Raw genomic sequence first — 17,925 nt, forward strand, 5'->3', positions numbered from 1 at the left:
CGTACTCTGTCACAGCTCGGACAATTTCTCAAGTAATATTATGATTTACCGATATTCGTCAATTAACGCATAAATTTGTCTGAGGTTTGCATTACTCAGTTTGGTTTTCTCACCTTTAAGTAGTTGAATCAGTTGCTCTAAACTTTGCAATAACACCGAGGTTTGATGTGGCCCATGCGCGAGTAAATAATCAATAATCTGTTGATCAATATGAATCCCACGACGCGATAAAACCGACATCACCAGTGTAGAACGATCGGCATACAAACTTCCGTTTGGTACTTTCACACTTACAGCCTGCGTCAGGCGAGATTGTAAATCGGGTAGTTCAAGTTTTAACTCAATCGGCGCAACACGAGAAGAGAACACCAACTGCCCGCCTTCTTCATTGTTGTAGTTGATTAGGTGAAAAACCGCTTTCTGCCAATGCGGCACACCGCTTATGGCTTCAATATCATCTAAAGCGACAAGGTCAAAACGCTCTAAAGAGGTGATTGCTTCTGTTGGCGCATCCAGCAACTCAAGTAATGAAACCTGAATCGCTGTTTTACCTACATCTAAATAAGAGTCACAAATTGCTGAAAGTAAATGGCTTTTTCCAGAACCTGCACCGCCATACACATAAAAACGATTCATTAAACCTGCATGTAACTGACGAATCGCATCGATAACAGGCCCCCATCCCGGCCCAGAAAAATCACTGATTCGGGCATCGAGTTGGGGTTCAATATCTAGTTGCAATTGACGCATGCTGGTTTGTATATCCTAAAGTTCTTTATGGTCTATCTGATCAATCTTACTTGAATTTTCAGATGCTTGCTGAGCTTTTACCGCTTGATTTTTTAGTTCAATATCGACATCGACCTGATCAGTTTCAATCGTAATTGAGCCCGCGGATGAATCTTGCACAACAAAAGTAGGTGTGCTGTACATTGGGCTATTTTCATAGAACTCACGTGCATGTCTTAATAAGACCACAATTACGGCAGCCACAGGCAATGCAATCAACATACCTAAAATGCCGCCCAATTGTGCGCCAGCTAGTACTGCAAATACCACAGCAACTGGAGACAAGCCAATTTTATCGCCCAACAAGAACGGTTGTAAGATATAACCTTCCACTGCCTGACCAATCATAAAGACCACACCAACCAAAAGTAATTGCATCCAATCAATACCAAACTGGAATAAACTTGCAATCACTGCGGCAATAATCCCGACAGCAAAACCTAAGTACGGAATAATACTGCACAGCCCAGCCACCATTCCAATAATCAAACCTACTTCAAGTCCAATTAACTGTAAGCCCATTGCATAAACCACGCCCAAGAGCACCATGACCAAGAACTGACCTTTGACAAAAGCACCAAGTACACTATGACATTCTTTAACAATGACTAAGGTCTGTTCTTCATATCGCCGTGGAATAAGACGACGGAAACTGTCCAGCATGCGATCCCAATCTAATAAAAAATAGAATGCAATAATTGGGATCAGCACAACCGTACCACCAATCTGAATGAAGTTCAGTCCAGACTGAGCCAATTTGGCAATCATAGCCTGAATACTGTCTGCACTATAATTGGTCTGTACATATTCCATAATCGCGGCTGAAATCTGGTCAACATCTAATTCCATTGGGACCAGATTAAAACTGTCAGATAACCAAGGCAGGAATTTATAATTCGCCCAATGTATACCTGAAGGAATGCTGTTCTTCGCATACATCAGCTGTTCCCACACCAGTGGAACCAAATACCAAAATGCCAATGTAATGACAACGCCAATACCGATAAAAACAGCACTAATAGATAACCAACGTGGTAAGCCAATTTTATGCAGTTTATCGACCAGTGGACTAAACAGATAAGCGACTAAAAATGCACCAATAAAAGGTAAAACAACAGGCTTGAGTAGATACAACACCCAGAGTATGAGCGCGATTCCTGCCAAAATAAAAATACGTTTAAGTGTACGATCTTGCATGCAATCTCGCCTTTGTCAGATTTAATCGTTATTGAGAAAAATATTTTAGTAAAGATAACATTTTAGCGCAGAAATAACATATGTGTTTCGTATATTCAGGTATAATCGCCCCGCGAATGCGGAGACTTCATTATGAGCAACTCAACTTCTACCCCAAACACTGGTTTAAGCTACAAAGATGCAGGTGTCGACATTGAAGCGGGCGACGCGTTAGTCGATCGTATCAAATCTGTCGCGAAGCGTACTACTCGTCCTGAAGTAATGGGCGGATTAGGTGGCTTCGGTGCACTTTGTAAAATCCCTAAAGGTTATGAAGAACCTGTTCTCGTATCTGGCACAGACGGTGTTGGTACAAAATTACGTTTAGCATTGAATTTGAACCGTCATGACACGATTGGTCAAGACTTGGTTGCAATGTGTGTAAACGATCTTCTTGTATGTGGCGCTGAGCCATTATTCTTCCTTGACTACTATGCAACAGGCCATCTTAATGTAGATGTGGCTGCAAACGTAGTTACGGGTATCGGTACAGGCTGTGAACTTGCGGGTTGTGCATTGGTTGGTGGTGAAACTGCCGAAATGCCGGGCATGTATGAAGGCGAAGATTACGACTTGGCAGGTTTCTGTGTAGGCGTAGTTGAGCAAAGCAAAATTATTGATGGCTCTAAAGTCAAAGCGGGTGACGTTTTAATTGGTGTTGCATCAAGTGGTGCTCACTCAAACGGTTACTCTCTACTTCGTAAAATTTTAGACGTGAAAAACGTTGACTTGACGCAAATCGTTGATGGTCATCCACTTGCTGATGTTGCAATGGAACCAACACGTATTTACGTGAAGCCTATTCTTCAACTTTTAAAAGAAGTTGATGTACACGCAATGGCGCACATTACTGGTGGTGGTTTACCAGGTAACTTACCACGCGTATTGCCGAATGGTGCTCAAGCTGTTGTGAATGAAGCATCTTGGGAATGGCCAGAATTGTTTAAACTTCTTCAACGTGAAGGTGGTGTTGAACAGTTTGAAATGTATCGCACATTCAACTGTGGCGTAGGCATGGTCTTAGTTGTCGATGCTGCTGATGCTGACAAAACAGTTGAACGACTCAATAGCCTGGGTGAAAAAGCTTTCACTATGGGACATATCGCTGACAATGCTGAGTCAGTTGAAGGCGCAGACGAAAAAATCCGCGTGATATTCGCTTAAGCCATATGATTAAAATTGCTGTTCTGGTTTCAGGAAGTGGATCAAACCTTCAAGCCTTGATTGATGCCAATCTATCAGGCCAAATTGTGGGTGTGATTTCCAACAAACCTGAAGCCTATGCGCTACAGCGTGCTGAAAATGCAGGTATTGCAACAGCAGTCATTGAGCACAAACAGTATCCTCATCGTGAAGCCTTTGATGATGTCATGCATCAACAATTGCTTGATTGGAATGTGGACTTGGTGGTTCTTGCTGGCTTTATGCGTATTTTAAGTGAGAAATTTGTCAGTGCTTGGGAAGGGAAAATGATCAACATTCACCCTTCTCTTCTACCGCATTACAAAGGTATGCATACCCATCAGCGCGTACTAAATACTGGCGATCAACTGCATGGCTGTACCGTGCACTATGTGACGGCTGAACTCGATGCAGGTCAAGCTTTAGCACAAGGTGTACTGAAAGTCAGTTCACATGATGGTGTGAACAGTTTGGCTCAGCGTGTACATACGCTTGAGCATATCATCTACCCGCAAGTGGTAGAGTGGATTTGTACACAAACGATTCAGCACACAGACCAAGGTGTTCTCTACCGCAATACCCTGATGCACGAGCCAATTCAGTTTTGCAAATTTTAAAAATAAAAAACGCCTCCAAGGGGGCGTTTTTTTATGGCTGCTGCAAAGTACTATTAAACATTTTCTTGAATCAGCGTCTTAATCAGAGCAACCGTTTCCTCTGGTCGCTCCAAAGGAAACATATGGCTTCCCTCAACGATTTGATAAGGAATGCCAAATTTCTTTTTCACTATTTGTGGAAAACCTGGACCAATAAAAGGACCTTTTTTAGCAATCATTAAATGCATCGGCACTTGTGGTTTGCACTGAGGCAGCCACCATAAAGAAGGATTGGTTCTGAAGATATGAACTTCATCCATTTTTGCAATCGTAAGTTCAACACCACCACGGATACGATCTTCCGTTAAAGCATAGTCAATATAAGCTTGAAAACAGTCTGAATCAAAGTCTTTATAAAAACCTTTTGGACGTAAAAGTTCAGCTGCTTGCTCACGGCTCTCCCAATGGTCACGACGCCGTAAAGATAGCGCTGCTGGAGACATAGTATCGACCATTTTTAACTTCAGTATCTTCGCAAAGTGTAATGCAAACGAAGCTTTGCCCATGATCAAAGGCGGGTCCATCATGATGACTTGTTCAAATAAATCAGGACGCTGTAATGCCGCCTGAAACGTCAGCACTGATCCTAATGAATGTCCTAAACCAATCACTTTACGACCCTGCGCCTGACGAACAATACTGTCTATCACTTGCTGAGTTAAGCTTTTCCAATGGTTATCAATCGGGTAGCTTCTATCTGGCCCTAATAAAGGGACATAGATCACATCATACTGATCTGACAGTAAATCAAATAATTTCTGATAGACCTTAGAAGGCACGCCATTGGCGTGCGCAAAATGAATTAAAGGTTTCATTGGAGTTTCGTGGTCTGTTCAGATTGCATTTGATTTGAAAGTGAAGATGCAAAACCAGCTCCCATAGATGCACCTAAACGGCCTAATACAGCATCTAGTGGGCTATGTACCACGGTATAATCCATCGCTTTATCGGTATTTAGTTCACGTTTTAAAGTATGTAAATTACCAATACGATCAGCAATACCCAGTTTGACCGCCTGATCCCCTGTCCAGAAAAGACCTGAGAAGAGTGCAGGATCGTTCGACTTTAACTTCTTGCCACGACCTTGTTTCACAGCATTAATAAAATGCTCGTGTACATTATCAAGTACACCTTGAACATGTGCGCGCTGCGCAGGGTTAACGGGTTGTGTCATTGACAATAAAGCTTTGTTTTGACCAGAGGTCATGGTGCGGTCTTCAACACCCAGTTTTTGCATGAGACCATTCACCCCATAGTTCGGCATAATCACACCGATTGAACCCACTAAACTCGAAGGATTTACCAAGATTTCGTCCGCAGCAGATGCGATATAGTAAGCACCTGATGCACCTGTATCACCAATCACCGCATACAATTTTTTATCGCTATGCGCTTTTTTCAAATATTGAATTTCTTGCCAAATTTCATCCGACTGAACAGGAGAACCGCCTGGTGAGTTAATATTGAGCACCACCGCTTGGCTTTGTTTATTTTCAAAAGCTTTCTTTAATGACTTAATCGTGTCATCGCTGTTTACGCTTTGCTCGTCAGCGGCAATGGTACCCACAATATCAACCACAGCAATATGTTTAGATGCAGTTGCATCCGTACCACTAGTCGAACAGCTCTTGGTCATAGCAAATAGAATAAACAAAAGGTAGGCAAAAGTTAGACATTTGAAAAAGATGCCCCAACGACGTGCACGACGTTGTTCCTCGACGGAAGCTAAAACTGCTTTCTCTAAAAGTTTCCATTCGTTTCCTGTCGGTTGTTCATGTACAGGCTGTTGTTTCGGCGTTTCATTTTCTGGTTTTGGTGGCCAATCGGACATATAACAATCCAAACTTGAATAAAATTGCCCTCATTATATACACTGATTTGTAGAAAACTGTCGAAACCGTTCATTTTGGCCTATAATATTTTTTGTTTTTACCCACATATATCATTAACGCTAGAGAATGACTAAAGCACAAGAGCAAAACTCGACCTATCGTTTACTTCGTTTTGTAAGCAAACAACCCATTAAATTTGCGCGTTTTTTTGCTAAGGCTTTGGCGAGTTTAGTTCATCTTCTAAAAATTAGTAAAAACAATGATGCCCTCAGACTCAACTTAAAAATTGCGCTGCCTGAGCTGAGCGATGAGCAACGTGATGTAATTGCGAAACAAGCAGCACGAAATGAACTAACCACCTATTTTGAGTTTTTCAGTATCTGGGGTTCAAGCAACCAAAAAAATATTGCACGCATTCAAAAAGTGTATGGTGAGCATCTCATACATGAAGCACTTGCAGCTAAAAAGGGCTTGGTATTGATTGTTCCGCATTTTGGCACGTGGGAAATCATGAACACTTATTTGGCTCAATTTACCGAAATGACCATTATGTACAAACCAGTCAAAGACCCTGGTGCTGACTTATTTGTTCGTGAGGCGCGCAGCCGTGAAGGCGCCCACCTTGTACCTACCGATGAATCGGGGGTACGCCAGATTTTTAAGGCCCTCAAACAAGGGGGGACAACTGTAATTTTACCTGATCATACCCCAAAACAAGGTGGGGAAATGATTCCTTATTTTGGCTTCCCTTTGGCTTCAAGTAACCTAAGCGCCAAACTCATTCAAAAAACCAAAGCCAAGGCTTTACTGCTCTATGCTATTCGTAATGACGATGGCTTTGATATGTACATTGAAGAAATCAGCGAAAGTATTTATCAAGGTACAGCCAATGATGGCACCTTCGTCATTCACCAAGCCATTGAAGACCTGATTCGTCGTCATCCAGAGCATTATCATTGGACCTACAAGCGCTTTAAAGCCAATCCTGACCTTCGAACGCTGTATAACCTTCCCTTTAATGAGGCTGTGACGCGTTTAGAGCAACTGCGTATGGAACAACAGATTCAGCCGACTGCAACCACTGTCGAGTCTGACGTTGTGTCATCAGCTCAATAAACCCTGTAGACTGCGCAATAAAACCAATACTACCTTGCTCTGCTGTTATTAAGAGTGGGATCTTTAATGCTTTCAAACGGGCTTGCGTTAATGTACTTGGATGTCCATAACGGTTATTGAACCCTGCTGAAGCAATTGCTAATTTCGGTTGATAGTGTTTTAAAAATGCATAGGCTGAACTATGTCGACTGCCATGATGACCCAAGACCAATACATCAACTTTTAAGTCTGGATAATCCTGTAATAATTGAAACTCAGTTTGCCAGCCTGCATCACCCATAATCAAAAAAGACTGATAAGGCTGTACATCCTTCACCTGTATATAGACCACACAAGATAGCTCATTTTGCTGATACGGCACTTGTGCCAATTGATTGGCTTTCGGTGATAAAATTTTGATTTCCACTTGTTCAGACCAGTGCCAGATCTGACCTTGTTGGCAATAGTTAAAGTTTGACGTAGTTGCCACATCCAATTGCTGATTGGAATAAATTTGATTGATCGACAACTCATTTTTTAATGTGGCATAGCTTCCACTATGATCTTGATCCAAATGTGTAAGTATCAGCTGATCTAATTGGCTCACACCTTGCTTCGATAAAAATGGCTGAATAATTTGCTTAGCAACACTAAACTTGGTTTCATCGTAGGAGCCACCAACATCAATCATGGCATGCTGTTGACCATGCTGCATATACACCGCTTGTCCCTGACCGACATCCAGTACGATCAACTCAAAAGGACGGTTTTCGCTACTAAACCCCAACAAAGGAACCAAACCTAGCACCAGCCATGATTTTGGTAGACTCGGTTTGGGCATAAAAACAATGATTAAGAGCACAATCAGTAAAATGACTTGCCAAGTATTGAGCGCAATCGGATACAACTTAATCGGTAGTAGCGCATCCAGTACATTGAGTATGCCCAATAAAAATACCAGCACCCAATCCGCCAACTGAAACAAAAGGCTGCTCAGCGGTTCAAAAAGATAAAAAGTAAATGCTGCCAACACCTCCAGTGGTACAACCAACAAACTGATCAGTGGAATAGCCACCAGGTTACTGATCGGGCTCACCCATGAGATTTGCTTGAAGAAAATAATCACCAAAGGCATCAGAGCCACAAATATTTTCCACTGCGATTCAACCAACAGTTTTAGGCTAAAAACGAGCTTTTTCTGCCAAGACTGCGGGCGAGTCAAATCGATCCGAATCGTGGTTTGATAAATGCGTAAAAGCACAAAGCATGCACCATAGGACAACCAAAAAGCAGCTGATAGAATTGAAAAAGGATCAAACAGTACAAGGAGTGATGCACTCAATAAGAGTAACGTCAAAGCTGAAATTTTCTGCCTGAGCCAAATCAACACACTTAAACAGAAACAACTAAGTAAAGTACGAAGTGCAGGAATCTCAAAACCGACAAAGGCACAATACAGCAATACGCAGCAACAAAATGGCAGTAACAATGCATAAGGTCGTGGGATTTTTAGAAAAATCTGTGGCCAATAACGATTCAGCACCTTTTGTAACAGCCAACACAGCATCACGGCAAAGATCAGCACATGTGGCCCAGAAATCGCTAATAAATGGCTAATGCCAAAGCGTTGAAAAAAGGCTGTCGTCTCTTTATCTAAGAAACTTTCATCCCCAGTCAGGAGCGCTAGAATTAAGCCCTTATGGCTTAAGGGCTGGCTATAAATAAAATGACGAATGTTTAATCGCTGATGTTCTATACCCAGTTGAATTTTATTGAATACACCCTGCTGTTTTCTTAAATGATGGGTATAGCCTAATGCAGAAATTTCTGACTCAGACAAGGGGTGTATGTTCTTGAGTTTGAAACCAGACATAAGATTACGTTGCAGATACCACTGCTCAACATCGAATACACCTTGCACCGCATAACTATGTGCAGGACGTATTTCCCCTGTCAGTCGGTAGTATTTTCCAAGTTCCAAGACCGCTTGCTCATCCGAGATCCTTTTTTGAAAACCCAACCACTGCACTGGTTGCACATGTCGGTTCAAGACCTGTATTTCTTGCTGAATGGTCTCAGCACCCAGTTGGTTAATTTTTGCGATATAAACAATGACTTCAGCATCTTCAACTTTTGTTTCTTTATAGGCTAGACGCTGTTGCAATGCCGATTGTGCATAATGATATCCCGCAGTTAAAAACAGCATGGAATAAATCAGTCCGCATATAAACTGCAAAATAAGGGCGTGTTTGTGCTTAAAGAGAAAAAGCTGTAGAGGCAAAAGTAGGATGACCAAAATCAATGCTGGGTAAAAAAGGTGATTTAGGATGGGGACGGTCTGCCCCATCAGTGCAATTCCTACAATCCAAGCAGCAGCATATAAAAGCTTCATTCTTTTATTCAGTTATTCTTTTTATTAGCGCCATAATAAAGCCCACCGAAGTGGGCTTCAATAGATAGTGGCTTTATCTCATATTTTTATCGGCACTCAGCCTAGTCATTGACCCAAAGACCATCTTGCATATGCAAAATAGAATCGGCGGACTGAGCCAGTTGTTCATCATGTGTCACGATCAACATGGCCATATTGAACTCCTGACGTAAATCCATCAGCAGCTCAAAAATTTTGCTTGCTGTTTTACGATCTAAGTTGCCTGTCGGTTCATCGGCCATCATCAACGCAGGCTTGGCCACCAATGCACGCGCTAATGCAACACGTTGACGTTCCCCACCCGAAAGCTCACCCGGTTTATGGGTTAAACGATGCGTCAATCCTACACGTTCTAGTAAATATTCGGCTTGCTTTTGTACATCTTTAAAGTTGGTGCCTTGACGTAACATCAGTGGCATTGCCACATTTTCCAAAGCCGTAAACTCAGGCAACAGATGATGGAATTGGTAAACAAAACCTAAGTGTTGATTACGTAAATAACCACGCTCAGCTTCATTCAAACTGTCAAAACGACTGCCCTGCAAAAACACCTGCCCAGAACTCGGACGGTCTAAACCACCCAAGACATGCAACAAAGTACTTTTACCCGAACCACTCGACCCCACAATCGAGACAAATTCACCTGCTTTGACTTGTAAAGAGAGACCTTTAATCACTTCAACGGTCGACTTACCATCAGTAAAATGCTTTTCAATATTTTGCGCTTCTAAAACAATTTTACTCATAGCGTAATGCCTCCGCTGGTTGGATTTTTGCGGCACGCATTGCAGGATAAATAGTTGCAAGGAAACTTAAAACTAAAGACAGTGACACAATGGTTAATACATCTTGCCATCTTAAATACGATGGTAAGTAATTAATAAAGTAGGCATCAAACAGATGAAGTCCCATCACATTGTTTAACCAACCCACAAAGCCACTAATTCCAGACGCGAAAACAATGCCGAGAATCGCGCCCGATACCGTACCAATCACACCAATAATCGTGCCCTGAACCATAAAAATACGGGTAATAGTTGCAGGTGATGCACCAAGGGTACGTAATATGGCAATATCCGATTTTTTATCGGTCACGACCATCACCAAGGAGGACACAATATTAAATGCAGCCACTAATACAATCAGGAAAAGTAATAAGCTCACCATGGCCTTTTCCATTTGGATCGCACTAAACAAATTGCCGTGAGTATAGGTCCAATTCGAGGCATAAAAACCGCTTGGCAGATCCATCACAATTTCATCAGCCACTTTAGGTGCTGCAAAAATATCATCCAATTTCAAGCGAATGCCTTGCGCGCCATCAGGTAGGCGTAACAAAGTAGATGCATCATTCAAGGCAATGTAGCCCATCATCGAATCAACCTCAGCACCAATGCTGAAAATGCCCACAATTTTGAAACGTTTAAAACGCGGCACTACACCCGCTGGTGATGGTGTTGCCTCTGGTAAAACCAAAGTCACACTATCATTTAAACCTAAACCTAAGGCATCGGTCATTTGTTTGCCTAAAACAATACCAAACTCACCTTTTTTTAAGTTATCAATACCGCCTTCAACCATGTGGTCTTGGATAATCGAAACCTTTTTTTCATATTGAGGTTCGATCCCCGTGACCATAATTCCAGCCACTTGGCCTTGTGCCGTAAGCATCCCCTGCAATTGAGTAAACGGTGCTACACCTGTGACGTGTTCCTTTGTCTCAATTTTTTTTGCAAGTTCAGGCCAATCTGTTAAAATTTGTGTTGAAGAAACAGTGGCTTGAGGTATCATTCCAAGTACACGTGTTTTCAGCTCTCGGTCGAAACCATTCATTACAGATAAGACTGTAATAAGTACAGCCACACCCAGTGTCAGACCGATCATCGAAACCAGTGCAATAAAAGAAATAAAGTGGTTGCTACGCCGTGCGCGAGTATATCTCAACCCTATATACAGCGAGATTGGTTTAAACATACCATCTAGTCCGAGGTCATAATTATGGAAAATTTACAGCATCAAAACGTTCAAACAGAACGTCGTGTGATGTCACGAATCGATGCGGCCTTGAGAATTAACTATCAGATCATTTCTGATGATGTTGCCCTGAATGACCCTTACGATCCTAATTTTGTTTTACCGCGCTATTTTCTACTACTCGCAGAATTAGATCAATTTGATCATGCACTAAACTACGAATTAGAACAATTATCTGAAAAAGATCAACAAATTGCTCGAATCTTATCCCTATTTAACCAGAAATTAAACCTGATCACGGGGTCTTTGTACGACACAATTGTACAAACCATGTTACCTACGCCTGAACATGTGAACTTTTCAGAAAGTGGTTTGAGTTTCTATAGTGAAAAACAAATTCAAGATGGTACCTATATCCACTTAACCTTGAGCCATCCTGAAAACTTCTTCCATATTGCAGCGATTGCGCAAGTGGTGTACAGCAATGAAGAGGAAAATGGCAAGTGCCGTACGGGAGCATACTTTATTACCTTGCACCCGCAAGATCGTGTCAAATTGGCTGACTGTATTTCTTTGACGGTCGAAGATCATTAAAGCCAGAACCTTGGACTAGTTTTGGCTTTTTAACTTTTGGGCAAGTTTCCGACTTGCCTGAAGATCTTTATAAAAGTAAACGAACAAACCTGACAATAAAACCACTGCACCCAAAATCACCATCATCGAAAGTTTTTCCTGATTCAGTACCGCACCTATAAATAGAGCAATCATCGGCGTCATAACGGTAGTCAGCGATAAAGTCGTGGGTTGAATTTTCTGCACCAATTTAAAATAACAGAACATCGCAATCAATGATGCCATGATGACCGTATATAGCAGCGCCAAACAAGTTTTCAAATCGGGCATTTGCTGCGGTGCATGCTGCCAAATAAACGGCACAATACAGATAGCCGCCAATGTCGACACCAAAATTGAACCTGTCGCTTGTGCAACGGGTTCAATATTTGCATTAACTTTTTTCACCCAGAAAATCGAGGCTGCATAAGAAAATACACTGAGTAACATCAACCCAATCCCAAACGGATGGACATGCTGTGCTGTACCTGCAAGGCAAATGATCGCAAGTCCCAGCAGTGCAATACACATCCCAAGCCACTGCATCGCACTCAAATAGGTCTTAAAGTAAAAACGTCCGATCAGCCCTGCCATAATCGGTGCTAAGCCAAACATCAATGCAATCATGCCTGAACTAATATAGTTGGTCGCCACATAGGTAAAAAACTGCGAGCCAATCAAGCTAAAAGAACCAGCCAAATAACTATGCCAAGCGACTTTATCAGTGGGGAACTGTCGCTTTAAAACCAATAACAAACAAATCGCCAAAGGCAACGCGATGAAAAAACGTAATACCAACGCCCACAGCATATGTAAATCGGTCACACTCCACACAATCGCTAAAGGCGTTGTGGACCAAATAAAAACCAATAATCCATAGGTTGCCATCAGATTGGCTTTAGAAGACATAATCAGCTCGATGCTAAATGGCAGTTTTGCGTTTTTGCTTTTGAATGGTTTGGTCTAAAGAACTAGAAAATTCTCGTTTATCACGCTCAGAAATAGGCGGTGGCCCACCCGTGTTTACACCTGCGCCACGTAATGAATCCATAAAATCACGTAAATGTAGGCGGGCTTTGACATTGGCTGTAGTATAGATTTCACCACGTGGGTGAATTGCGATTCCACCCTTTTCAATCACCTGCGCCGCCAGCGGAATGTCTTGTGTCATCACAATATCATTCTCTTTCATGCGTTCGATGATTTCTTTATCCGCGGCATCGGCCCCACTCATTACTTGAATTGAATTTATACGAACGGAAGGCGTAATCCCTACATTTTGATTGGCCACAAAGGTCACTTCAAGCTGATAACGATCTGAAGCACGTAAAATCACTTCACGTAAAATTTTAGGCAATGCATCTGCATCGACCCAGAGTTTAAATGGCAGCACTGCACATCCATAAACAAAAGAAACTGCCTTAGTCTAACAAACTCAGTGCTTGAGCATAATAGATAAAACCGCTCAAAATCACTTATACAAAGCTTGCTTCATACTTTTTAAGTATCAGGAAGAAATACTTTGCTTTTCTATCTGTCAAATAAAGTAAGGCTTTACTCTTTTTTGATGATTTTCCAGTAAAAATAAAATATAGCACTTGAAATATAGAAATAACCCTCGATTTAATAGGGATATATAACCTCATTCAATCGTGCATATGAACAATCAAAATAGTCCAGAAATAATCACCATTGATGACCAAAACTTTGGTAGCCACGTCGAGCATTGGAATTTACTCACAGATAACCCAGCACAAGATGTCCCTAAATGGTTAGGTTTAGCTTTAAATGCACCTATCATGCCGATGGGTTTATGCCAGACTGAACAAGATATGGATGCGGGTTGCTGGCTCATTCAAGGCCCAAGTCAAGCGGCTGTTCAGCTGACTCAAGTCATCGCGGTTGAAGACAATAAACCTAAAGCCGTTAAAACTGCATTTCCAAGTTTTAATAGCCCCTATAAAGTGTCTGCTGTGGTTGAACGCATCATTCGAGGTCACTCCAACACACAAGCCGTTTTACGCTTAAACTTAGGCAATAACAGCATCGTCTACGCTTATGACAGCTTATATAGCGTTAATCATGCTCAATACCAAAAAGACCAAACCTATATTGCACATCTCAACGCATGGGCATATGAACTAGAAGCGGTCGCAGAACACGAGCAACTGGTGGTTGATGATCCTGCATCGATTAAACATCATCGTGCCTTGAACGATATTTTGGCAGCAAACAATGGCATTGCTCCTGCAAATCTACAAGAACAGATTGATGCATGGGAACCAAAGTCGGATGATGACAAAAAACCTGTGACTGTCGATTTTTCAAAAATGGTCGCTTATTTGTATGGCGAAAAGATCGGTCAGGAAGATGAAGCATGGTTCCAAGGGAATATTGTTGGCAAAACCAGCATGCAATTTATGGAACAAGACTACACTCTGCTTGATGTTGCCTTGATTCATGAAGACAACCAACCTGCGACACTGATTCGTATTGCCACTAAAAATCCAGAGTACGCTAACTTTAATATTGGACAATACATTCGCGGCAATATTTGGATTCAAGCCAATATTTATGCATTAAATCAATAACTTATAAAACAAACCAACGCAGACTATGTAAAATCGATGAATAGGCTGTGTTGGCTTTTTTATTTATATCAGTACGATTTATTTTAATTTGAATTCATTTGTATAAAACTTATCCACATATTTTATTATCTCTTAGTATTTTAAACTCATTTAAAAGAACTTTTATCCACAGTTTTAAATTCAATTATCTTATTTTAACGATGAATAATAAAATCCTAAGTTCTATGACTTTCAGATAGTTAGTTATTGCTAGCTGCTGGCTTCTGGGTTAACTCAGCATAAACTTGAATATTTAAGTGATTATGTATAGTGGAGATCTGATTATTTTTAATTAGTACTTTATTTAAGCATTTTTTTATGTTAAAAATACAAACATGCAATAGGATTTTAACGATAATTAAATCGGAATAAAAACTTCCATGAAAATTATGCAAGAAGAAAATATACAGCATGTTGAACATCAATTAGAAAAGCGTTATCAGCTTGACGCTTATTCGTGCATGTTTTTTGTGTTAGGCATGATGATTTCTGCCTACTTCTTACATCAGTTCATCTTGTAACTGATTTCACGTCGCAGCCCAATTCAAAAAAAGCCAACGTTGTTGGTTTTTTTATGTCTAAAAATATCTGCTACGCCGTATCACTGGATCATTCTTTCCATGTTCTACGCTAAGAAACATGACACCCACAAAATTACTTGTATCTCATAAGCAAAATTGCTCCCTCCCCCTTACTCGTCGCACTCACCTACCACAGCACAAATTGGTGAAAAGTTTTAGACATTGAGACATACATACAATAAAAAATAGCAATTTTAGATATAAAAAAACCTGCAAGTCTAAACTTACAGGTCTCTGAAAATACTATAAAAATTAGAACAAACGGTTCATACCATTTAAAGTCGCTACACGATATGCTTCAGCCATCGTTGGATAGTTAAACGTCGTTTCTACGAAATAATTGATGGTATTGTTTGGACTATTCATCACCGCTTGACCAATATGAATAATTTCCGAGGCGTTATTACCGAAGCAATGTACACCCAGCACTTCCAAAGTTTCACGGTGGAATAAAATTTTCAATTCACCCACAGTGTCACCCGTAATTTGCGCACGCGCCAAATGACGGAAAGAAGCCTGACCCACTTCATACGGAATTTTTTCTTCGGTTAACTCTTGTTCAGTTTTACCAATCGAAGAAATTTCTGGAATGGTATAAATTCCTGTCGGAATATCGACCACAGGCTCTACCCCCACTTCACCGCTCATGTTTGCACCTGCGCAACGACCTTGGTCATATGCAGCAGAAGCCAGTGAAGGCCAACCAATCACATCACCCGCAGCGTAAATATTTTCCACTTCGGTTTGGTATTGATCATTGACTGTAATTTGACCACGGCTGTTTGGCGTAATACCAACATTTTCTAGACCTAAGCCATCCGTATTTCCAGAACGACCGTTACACCACAAAATAGCATCTGCTTTAATTTTCTTACCGCTTTGTAAATGTAGCACCACGTGATCATCATACGTTTCAAGATGATCAATCTGCTCATTATGGCGAATCAAAACACCTTGTTGACGTAAGTGATAAGACAAAGCATCAGAAATTTCATCGTCTAGATAACTCAACAATTTATGCTGTGTATTAATCAAGTCAACTTTATGATCTAGTCCAATAAAAATAGACGCGTATTCACAGCCAATCACACCCGCACCATAAATGATGATTTTTTGGATCGAATAATCAAGGTCTAAAATTTTGTCCGAATCGAATACACGCGGATGATTAAAATCAAGCGCCGCAGGACGGTATGGACGGCTACCCGTTGCGATCACGATTTGTTTGCACATGATCGTTTCTTTGATGCCTTCAGGGCTAAATACTAAAACCGTATTTTGGTCTTGAACATAGGCACGACCATGGTAAATATCAATTTTATTGCGGTCATAAAAACGTGAGTGTGTATCAACCTGTTGTTGAATCACTTTATGTGCATTTTGAAGCACTTGCTTCATTGTAAACTGACGCCAGTCGCCCATTTTTTTAAACATTGGGTCACGGCGATAACGGATAATACTCGATACCGTTTGACGTAAAGCTTTACTTGGAATGGTCCCCACGTGGGTACAGTTACCACCGAGCTGCTCACGCACATCCACAATCGCAACACGCTTTCCAGATTTGGCAAGTTTCATTGCCGCGCCTTCACCCGCAGGGCCTGAACCTAGAACGACCGCATCGTACTTAACGAAAGTTCCACCAACGACCTCTTTTTTACGTGGCATTCAACGCTCCTTCTTCAAAAACTTATTACTTATCTTGGGCATATTATGACGTAATTGCAGGCAATTTGCTGTATTTAGCTTACATATATTAAGTGATAACCACATTTAGTAAATGAATAGTATTTCCGCCCTATCAATTCGCATTTCCGCTATACTAATACTGCTATTTTTAGCATCTCCCCCGTCAAAAACAGTGGAATAGTTGAATATGTCTGAAAACCGTAAACCTGAGCAGGGTATCAAACTTCGTGGCGCAGAAAAGGTCGCGCGTATACCTGTAAAAGTTATTCCTACGGTTGAAACGCCACGCAAGCCGGATTGGATTCGCGTGAAAATGGCAGCACCCGAAGAAGTGCAACGCATTAAATCAACCCTACGTGAACAAAAACTACATACCGTTTGTGAAGAAGCTGCATGTCCAAACCTACCTGAATGTTTTGGTGGGGGTACTGCAACCTTTATGATTATGGGTGACATTTGTACACGTCGTTGTCCTTTCTGCGACGTGGCACATGGCCGTCCTAATGCACTTGACGCAGACGAACCACGTCACATGGCTGAAACGATTTCAAACTTAGGTTTAAAATATGCCGTAATCACCTCTGTAGACCGTGATGACTTACTTGACGGTGGTGCACAGCACTTTGTTGATTGTATTAAAGAAGCACGTGCATTAAGCCCGAATACTTTACTTGAGATTTTGGTACCTGACTTCCGTGGTCGTATGGACATTGCGCTTCGCATTATGACTGAGTGTCCACCTGATGTGTTTAACCACAACATTGAAACTGTGCCGCGTTTATACAAAGCGATGCGTCCAGGTTCAGACTACCAACACTCTTTAAATCTGTTAAAAATGTTTAAAGAATATTGCCCTGACGTTCCAACCAAATGTGGTTTGATGGTCGGTATTGGTGAAACTGAAGAAGAAGTCATTTCACTTTTAGATGATTTGCATGCACACGGCGTTGACTATGTAACAATTGGTCAGTATTTACAGCCTTCAAAAGAGCATGCGCCGATTGACCGCTTCGTTACACCAGAAGAATTTGAACGCTACACTGCGCATGGTCAAAAGCTGGGCTTTAGAAATATTTGGGCAGCGCCGATGGTTCGTTCAAGCTACTTCGCTGACCGTCAATACTATGGCGAACCTGTACCAGCAGTACGTCGCAAAGCAGATCCTGCGAAAAAGATTGCTGTTCAAACGATTGAAGCTTAATTTGCTGTGGTGTTAAA

General features: G+C 41.4%; 17 protein-coding genes. 7 read left to right on the forward strand and 10 right to left on the reverse strand.

Features of this window, described 5'->3' with window-relative positions; genetic code table 11:
• Nucleotides 1-45: 45 nt before the first annotated feature.
• Both hda and cxpE read right to left on the reverse strand, forming a co-directional pair.
• Nucleotides 46-750 (reverse strand): DnaA regulatory inactivator Hda, encoded by a 705-nt coding sequence (gene hda / locus AC0KVP_RS10655; RefSeq protein ID WP_004980630.1) that lies wholly within the window; start codon nucleotides 748-750, stop codon nucleotides 46-48.
• A 15-nt stretch (nucleotides 751-765) separates the two neighbouring features.
• A complete protein-coding gene (gene cxpE / locus AC0KVP_RS10660) occupies nucleotides 766-1,986 on the reverse strand; it encodes a chloramphenicol efflux transporter CxpE (RefSeq protein ID WP_087010788.1) in 1,221 nt (406 codons plus the stop codon).
• Nucleotides 1,987-2,118: 132 nt separating this feature from the next.
• Between cxpE and purM the strand changes: the two genes are divergently transcribed.
• Together purM and purN are read left to right on the forward strand one after the other, a co-directional pair.
• Nucleotides 2,119-3,189, forward strand: coding sequence for a phosphoribosylformylglycinamidine cyclo-ligase (gene purM, locus AC0KVP_RS10665; RefSeq protein ID WP_473336560.1), 1,071 nt, complete (start codon nucleotides 2,119-2,121; stop codon nucleotides 3,187-3,189).
• Between the two features lie 5 nt (nucleotides 3,190-3,194).
• Entirely contained in the window at nucleotides 3,195-3,824 is a 630-nt protein-coding gene (gene purN, locus AC0KVP_RS10670; RefSeq protein WP_473336562.1) for a phosphoribosylglycinamide formyltransferase, read from the forward strand.
• A gap of 53 nt (nucleotides 3,825-3,877) precedes the next feature.
• Here the strand turns inward: purN and AC0KVP_RS10675 are convergent, their stop codons facing one another.
• Both AC0KVP_RS10675 and sppA read right to left on the reverse strand, forming a co-directional pair.
• Complete coding sequence (locus AC0KVP_RS10675) at nucleotides 3,878-4,678, reverse strand: alpha/beta fold hydrolase (RefSeq protein WP_473336564.1); 801 nt, start codon at nucleotides 4,676-4,678, stop codon at nucleotides 3,878-3,880.
• Nucleotides 4,675-5,694, reverse strand: coding sequence for a signal peptide peptidase SppA (gene sppA / locus AC0KVP_RS10680; RefSeq protein ID WP_010326396.1), 1,020 nt, complete (start codon nucleotides 5,692-5,694; stop codon nucleotides 4,675-4,677). The genes AC0KVP_RS10675 and sppA overlap by 4 nt, the downstream gene beginning before the upstream one ends.
• A gap of 127 nt (nucleotides 5,695-5,821) precedes the next feature.
• Between sppA and AC0KVP_RS10685 the strand changes: the two genes are divergently transcribed.
• A complete protein-coding gene (locus AC0KVP_RS10685) occupies nucleotides 5,822-6,811 on the forward strand; it encodes a lysophospholipid acyltransferase family protein (protein ID WP_473336566.1) in 990 nt (329 codons plus the stop codon).
• Here the strand turns inward: AC0KVP_RS10685 and AC0KVP_RS10690 are convergent.
• From AC0KVP_RS10690 to AC0KVP_RS10700, 3 genes are all read right to left on the reverse strand, one after another.
• Nucleotides 6,711-9,182, reverse strand: coding sequence for a DNA internalization-related competence protein ComEC/Rec2 (locus AC0KVP_RS10690; RefSeq protein WP_473336568.1), 2,472 nt, complete (start codon nucleotides 9,180-9,182; stop codon nucleotides 6,711-6,713). The two genes, AC0KVP_RS10685 and AC0KVP_RS10690, sit on opposite strands and share 101 nt — an antisense overlap.
• A gap of 101 nt (nucleotides 9,183-9,283) precedes the next feature.
• Nucleotides 9,284-9,967 carry a lipoprotein-releasing ABC transporter ATP-binding protein LolD gene (lolD, locus tag AC0KVP_RS10695; RefSeq protein WP_004693913.1) on the reverse strand — a complete coding sequence of 228 codons (684 nt, stop codon included), beginning with the start codon at nucleotides 9,965-9,967 and terminating at the stop codon, nucleotides 9,284-9,286.
• Complete coding sequence (locus AC0KVP_RS10700) at nucleotides 9,960-11,195, reverse strand: lipoprotein-releasing ABC transporter permease subunit (protein WP_004980646.1); 1,236 nt, start codon at nucleotides 11,193-11,195, stop codon at nucleotides 9,960-9,962. Before AC0KVP_RS10700 ends, lolD begins: the two co-directional genes overlap by 8 nt.
• 24 nt (nucleotides 11,196-11,219) lie before the next feature.
• On the opposite strand from AC0KVP_RS10700, the gene AC0KVP_RS10705 reads away from it, so the two are divergent.
• The gene (locus tag AC0KVP_RS10705) at nucleotides 11,220-11,789 is read left to right on the forward strand and encodes a PilZ domain-containing protein (protein ID WP_004693916.1); all 570 of its coding nucleotides are present in this window, start codon (nucleotides 11,220-11,222) and stop codon (nucleotides 11,787-11,789) included.
• A 15-nt stretch (nucleotides 11,790-11,804) separates the two neighbouring features.
• Here AC0KVP_RS10705 and AC0KVP_RS10710 read toward each other — a convergent pair whose 3' ends face one another.
• Both AC0KVP_RS10710 and AC0KVP_RS10715 read right to left on the reverse strand, forming a co-directional pair.
• Nucleotides 11,805-12,716 (reverse strand): DMT family transporter, encoded by a 912-nt coding sequence (locus AC0KVP_RS10710; RefSeq protein WP_332476977.1) that lies wholly within the window; start codon nucleotides 12,714-12,716, stop codon nucleotides 11,805-11,807.
• A 13-nt stretch (nucleotides 12,717-12,729) separates the two neighbouring features.
• Nucleotides 12,730-13,200: a YaiI/YqxD family protein gene (locus AC0KVP_RS10715; protein WP_004693920.1), complete on the reverse strand. Its 471-nt coding sequence runs from the start codon at nucleotides 13,198-13,200 to the stop codon at nucleotides 12,730-12,732.
• Between the two features lie 265 nt (nucleotides 13,201-13,465).
• Between AC0KVP_RS10715 and AC0KVP_RS10720 the strand changes: the two genes are divergently transcribed.
• Both AC0KVP_RS10720 and AC0KVP_RS10725 read left to right on the forward strand, forming a co-directional pair.
• Nucleotides 13,466-14,398, forward strand: coding sequence for a hypothetical protein (locus tag AC0KVP_RS10720; protein WP_473336572.1), 933 nt, complete (start codon nucleotides 13,466-13,468; stop codon nucleotides 14,396-14,398).
• Between the two features lie 419 nt (nucleotides 14,399-14,817).
• Complete coding sequence (locus AC0KVP_RS10725; RefSeq protein ID WP_004693924.1) at nucleotides 14,818-14,958, forward strand: hypothetical protein; 141 nt, start codon at nucleotides 14,818-14,820, stop codon at nucleotides 14,956-14,958.
• Nucleotides 14,959-15,270: 312 nt separating this feature from the next.
• Here AC0KVP_RS10725 and sthA read toward each other — a convergent pair whose 3' ends face one another.
• Complete coding sequence (sthA, locus tag AC0KVP_RS10730) at nucleotides 15,271-16,686, reverse strand: Si-specific NAD(P)(+) transhydrogenase (RefSeq protein ID WP_004693926.1); 1,416 nt, start codon at nucleotides 16,684-16,686, stop codon at nucleotides 15,271-15,273.
• A gap of 208 nt (nucleotides 16,687-16,894) precedes the next feature.
• Between sthA and lipA the strand changes: the two genes are divergently transcribed.
• Entirely contained in the window at nucleotides 16,895-17,908 is a 1,014-nt protein-coding gene (gene lipA / locus AC0KVP_RS10735; protein ID WP_004693928.1) for a lipoyl synthase, read from the forward strand.
• The last annotated feature ends 17 nt before the right edge of the window (nucleotides 17,909-17,925 follow it).

The sequence above is a fragment of the Acinetobacter sp. DL27 genome (assembly GCF_055810995.1).

Bases quoted from the DNA above. Each gene is read 5' to 3' on its own strand.
- hda (WP_004980630.1), bottom strand. From the start codon at position 750: ATGCGTCAATTGCAACTAGATATTGAACCCCAACTCGATGCCCGAATC.
- cxpE (WP_087010788.1), bottom strand. From the start codon at position 1,986: ATGCAAGATCGTACACTTAAACGTATTTTTATTTTGGCAGGAATCGCG.
- purM (WP_473336560.1), top strand. From the start codon at position 2,119: ATGAGCAACTCAACTTCTACCCCAAACACTGGTTTAAGCTACAAAGAT.
- purN (WP_473336562.1), top strand. From the start codon at position 3,195: ATGATTAAAATTGCTGTTCTGGTTTCAGGAAGTGGATCAAACCTTCAA.
- AC0KVP_RS10675 (WP_473336564.1), bottom strand. From the start codon at position 4,678: ATGAAACCTTTAATTCATTTTGCGCACGCCAATGGCGTGCCTTCTAAG.
- sppA (WP_010326396.1), bottom strand. From the start codon at position 5,694: ATGTCCGATTGGCCACCAAAACCAGAAAATGAAACGCCGAAACAACAG.
- AC0KVP_RS10685 (WP_473336566.1), top strand. From the start codon at position 5,822: ATGACTAAAGCACAAGAGCAAAACTCGACCTATCGTTTACTTCGTTTT.
- AC0KVP_RS10690 (WP_473336568.1), bottom strand. From the start codon at position 9,182: ATGAAGCTTTTATATGCTGCTGCTTGGATTGTAGGAATTGCACTGATG.
- lolD (WP_004693913.1), bottom strand. From the start codon at position 9,967: ATGAGTAAAATTGTTTTAGAAGCGCAAAATATTGAAAAGCATTTTACT.
- AC0KVP_RS10700 (WP_004980646.1), bottom strand. From the start codon at position 11,195: ATGTTTAAACCAATCTCGCTGTATATAGGGTTGAGATATACTCGCGCA.
- AC0KVP_RS10705 (WP_004693916.1), top strand. From the start codon at position 11,220: ATGGAAAATTTACAGCATCAAAACGTTCAAACAGAACGTCGTGTGATG.
- AC0KVP_RS10710 (WP_332476977.1), bottom strand. From the start codon at position 12,716: ATGTCTTCTAAAGCCAATCTGATGGCAACCTATGGATTATTGGTTTTT.
- AC0KVP_RS10720 (WP_473336572.1), top strand. From the start codon at position 13,466: ATGAACAATCAAAATAGTCCAGAAATAATCACCATTGATGACCAAAAC.
- AC0KVP_RS10725 (WP_004693924.1), top strand. From the start codon at position 14,818: ATGAAAATTATGCAAGAAGAAAATATACAGCATGTTGAACATCAATTA.
- sthA (WP_004693926.1), bottom strand. From the start codon at position 16,686: ATGCCACGTAAAAAAGAGGTCGTTGGTGGAACTTTCGTTAAGTACGAT.
- lipA (WP_004693928.1), top strand. From the start codon at position 16,895: ATGTCTGAAAACCGTAAACCTGAGCAGGGTATCAAACTTCGTGGCGCA.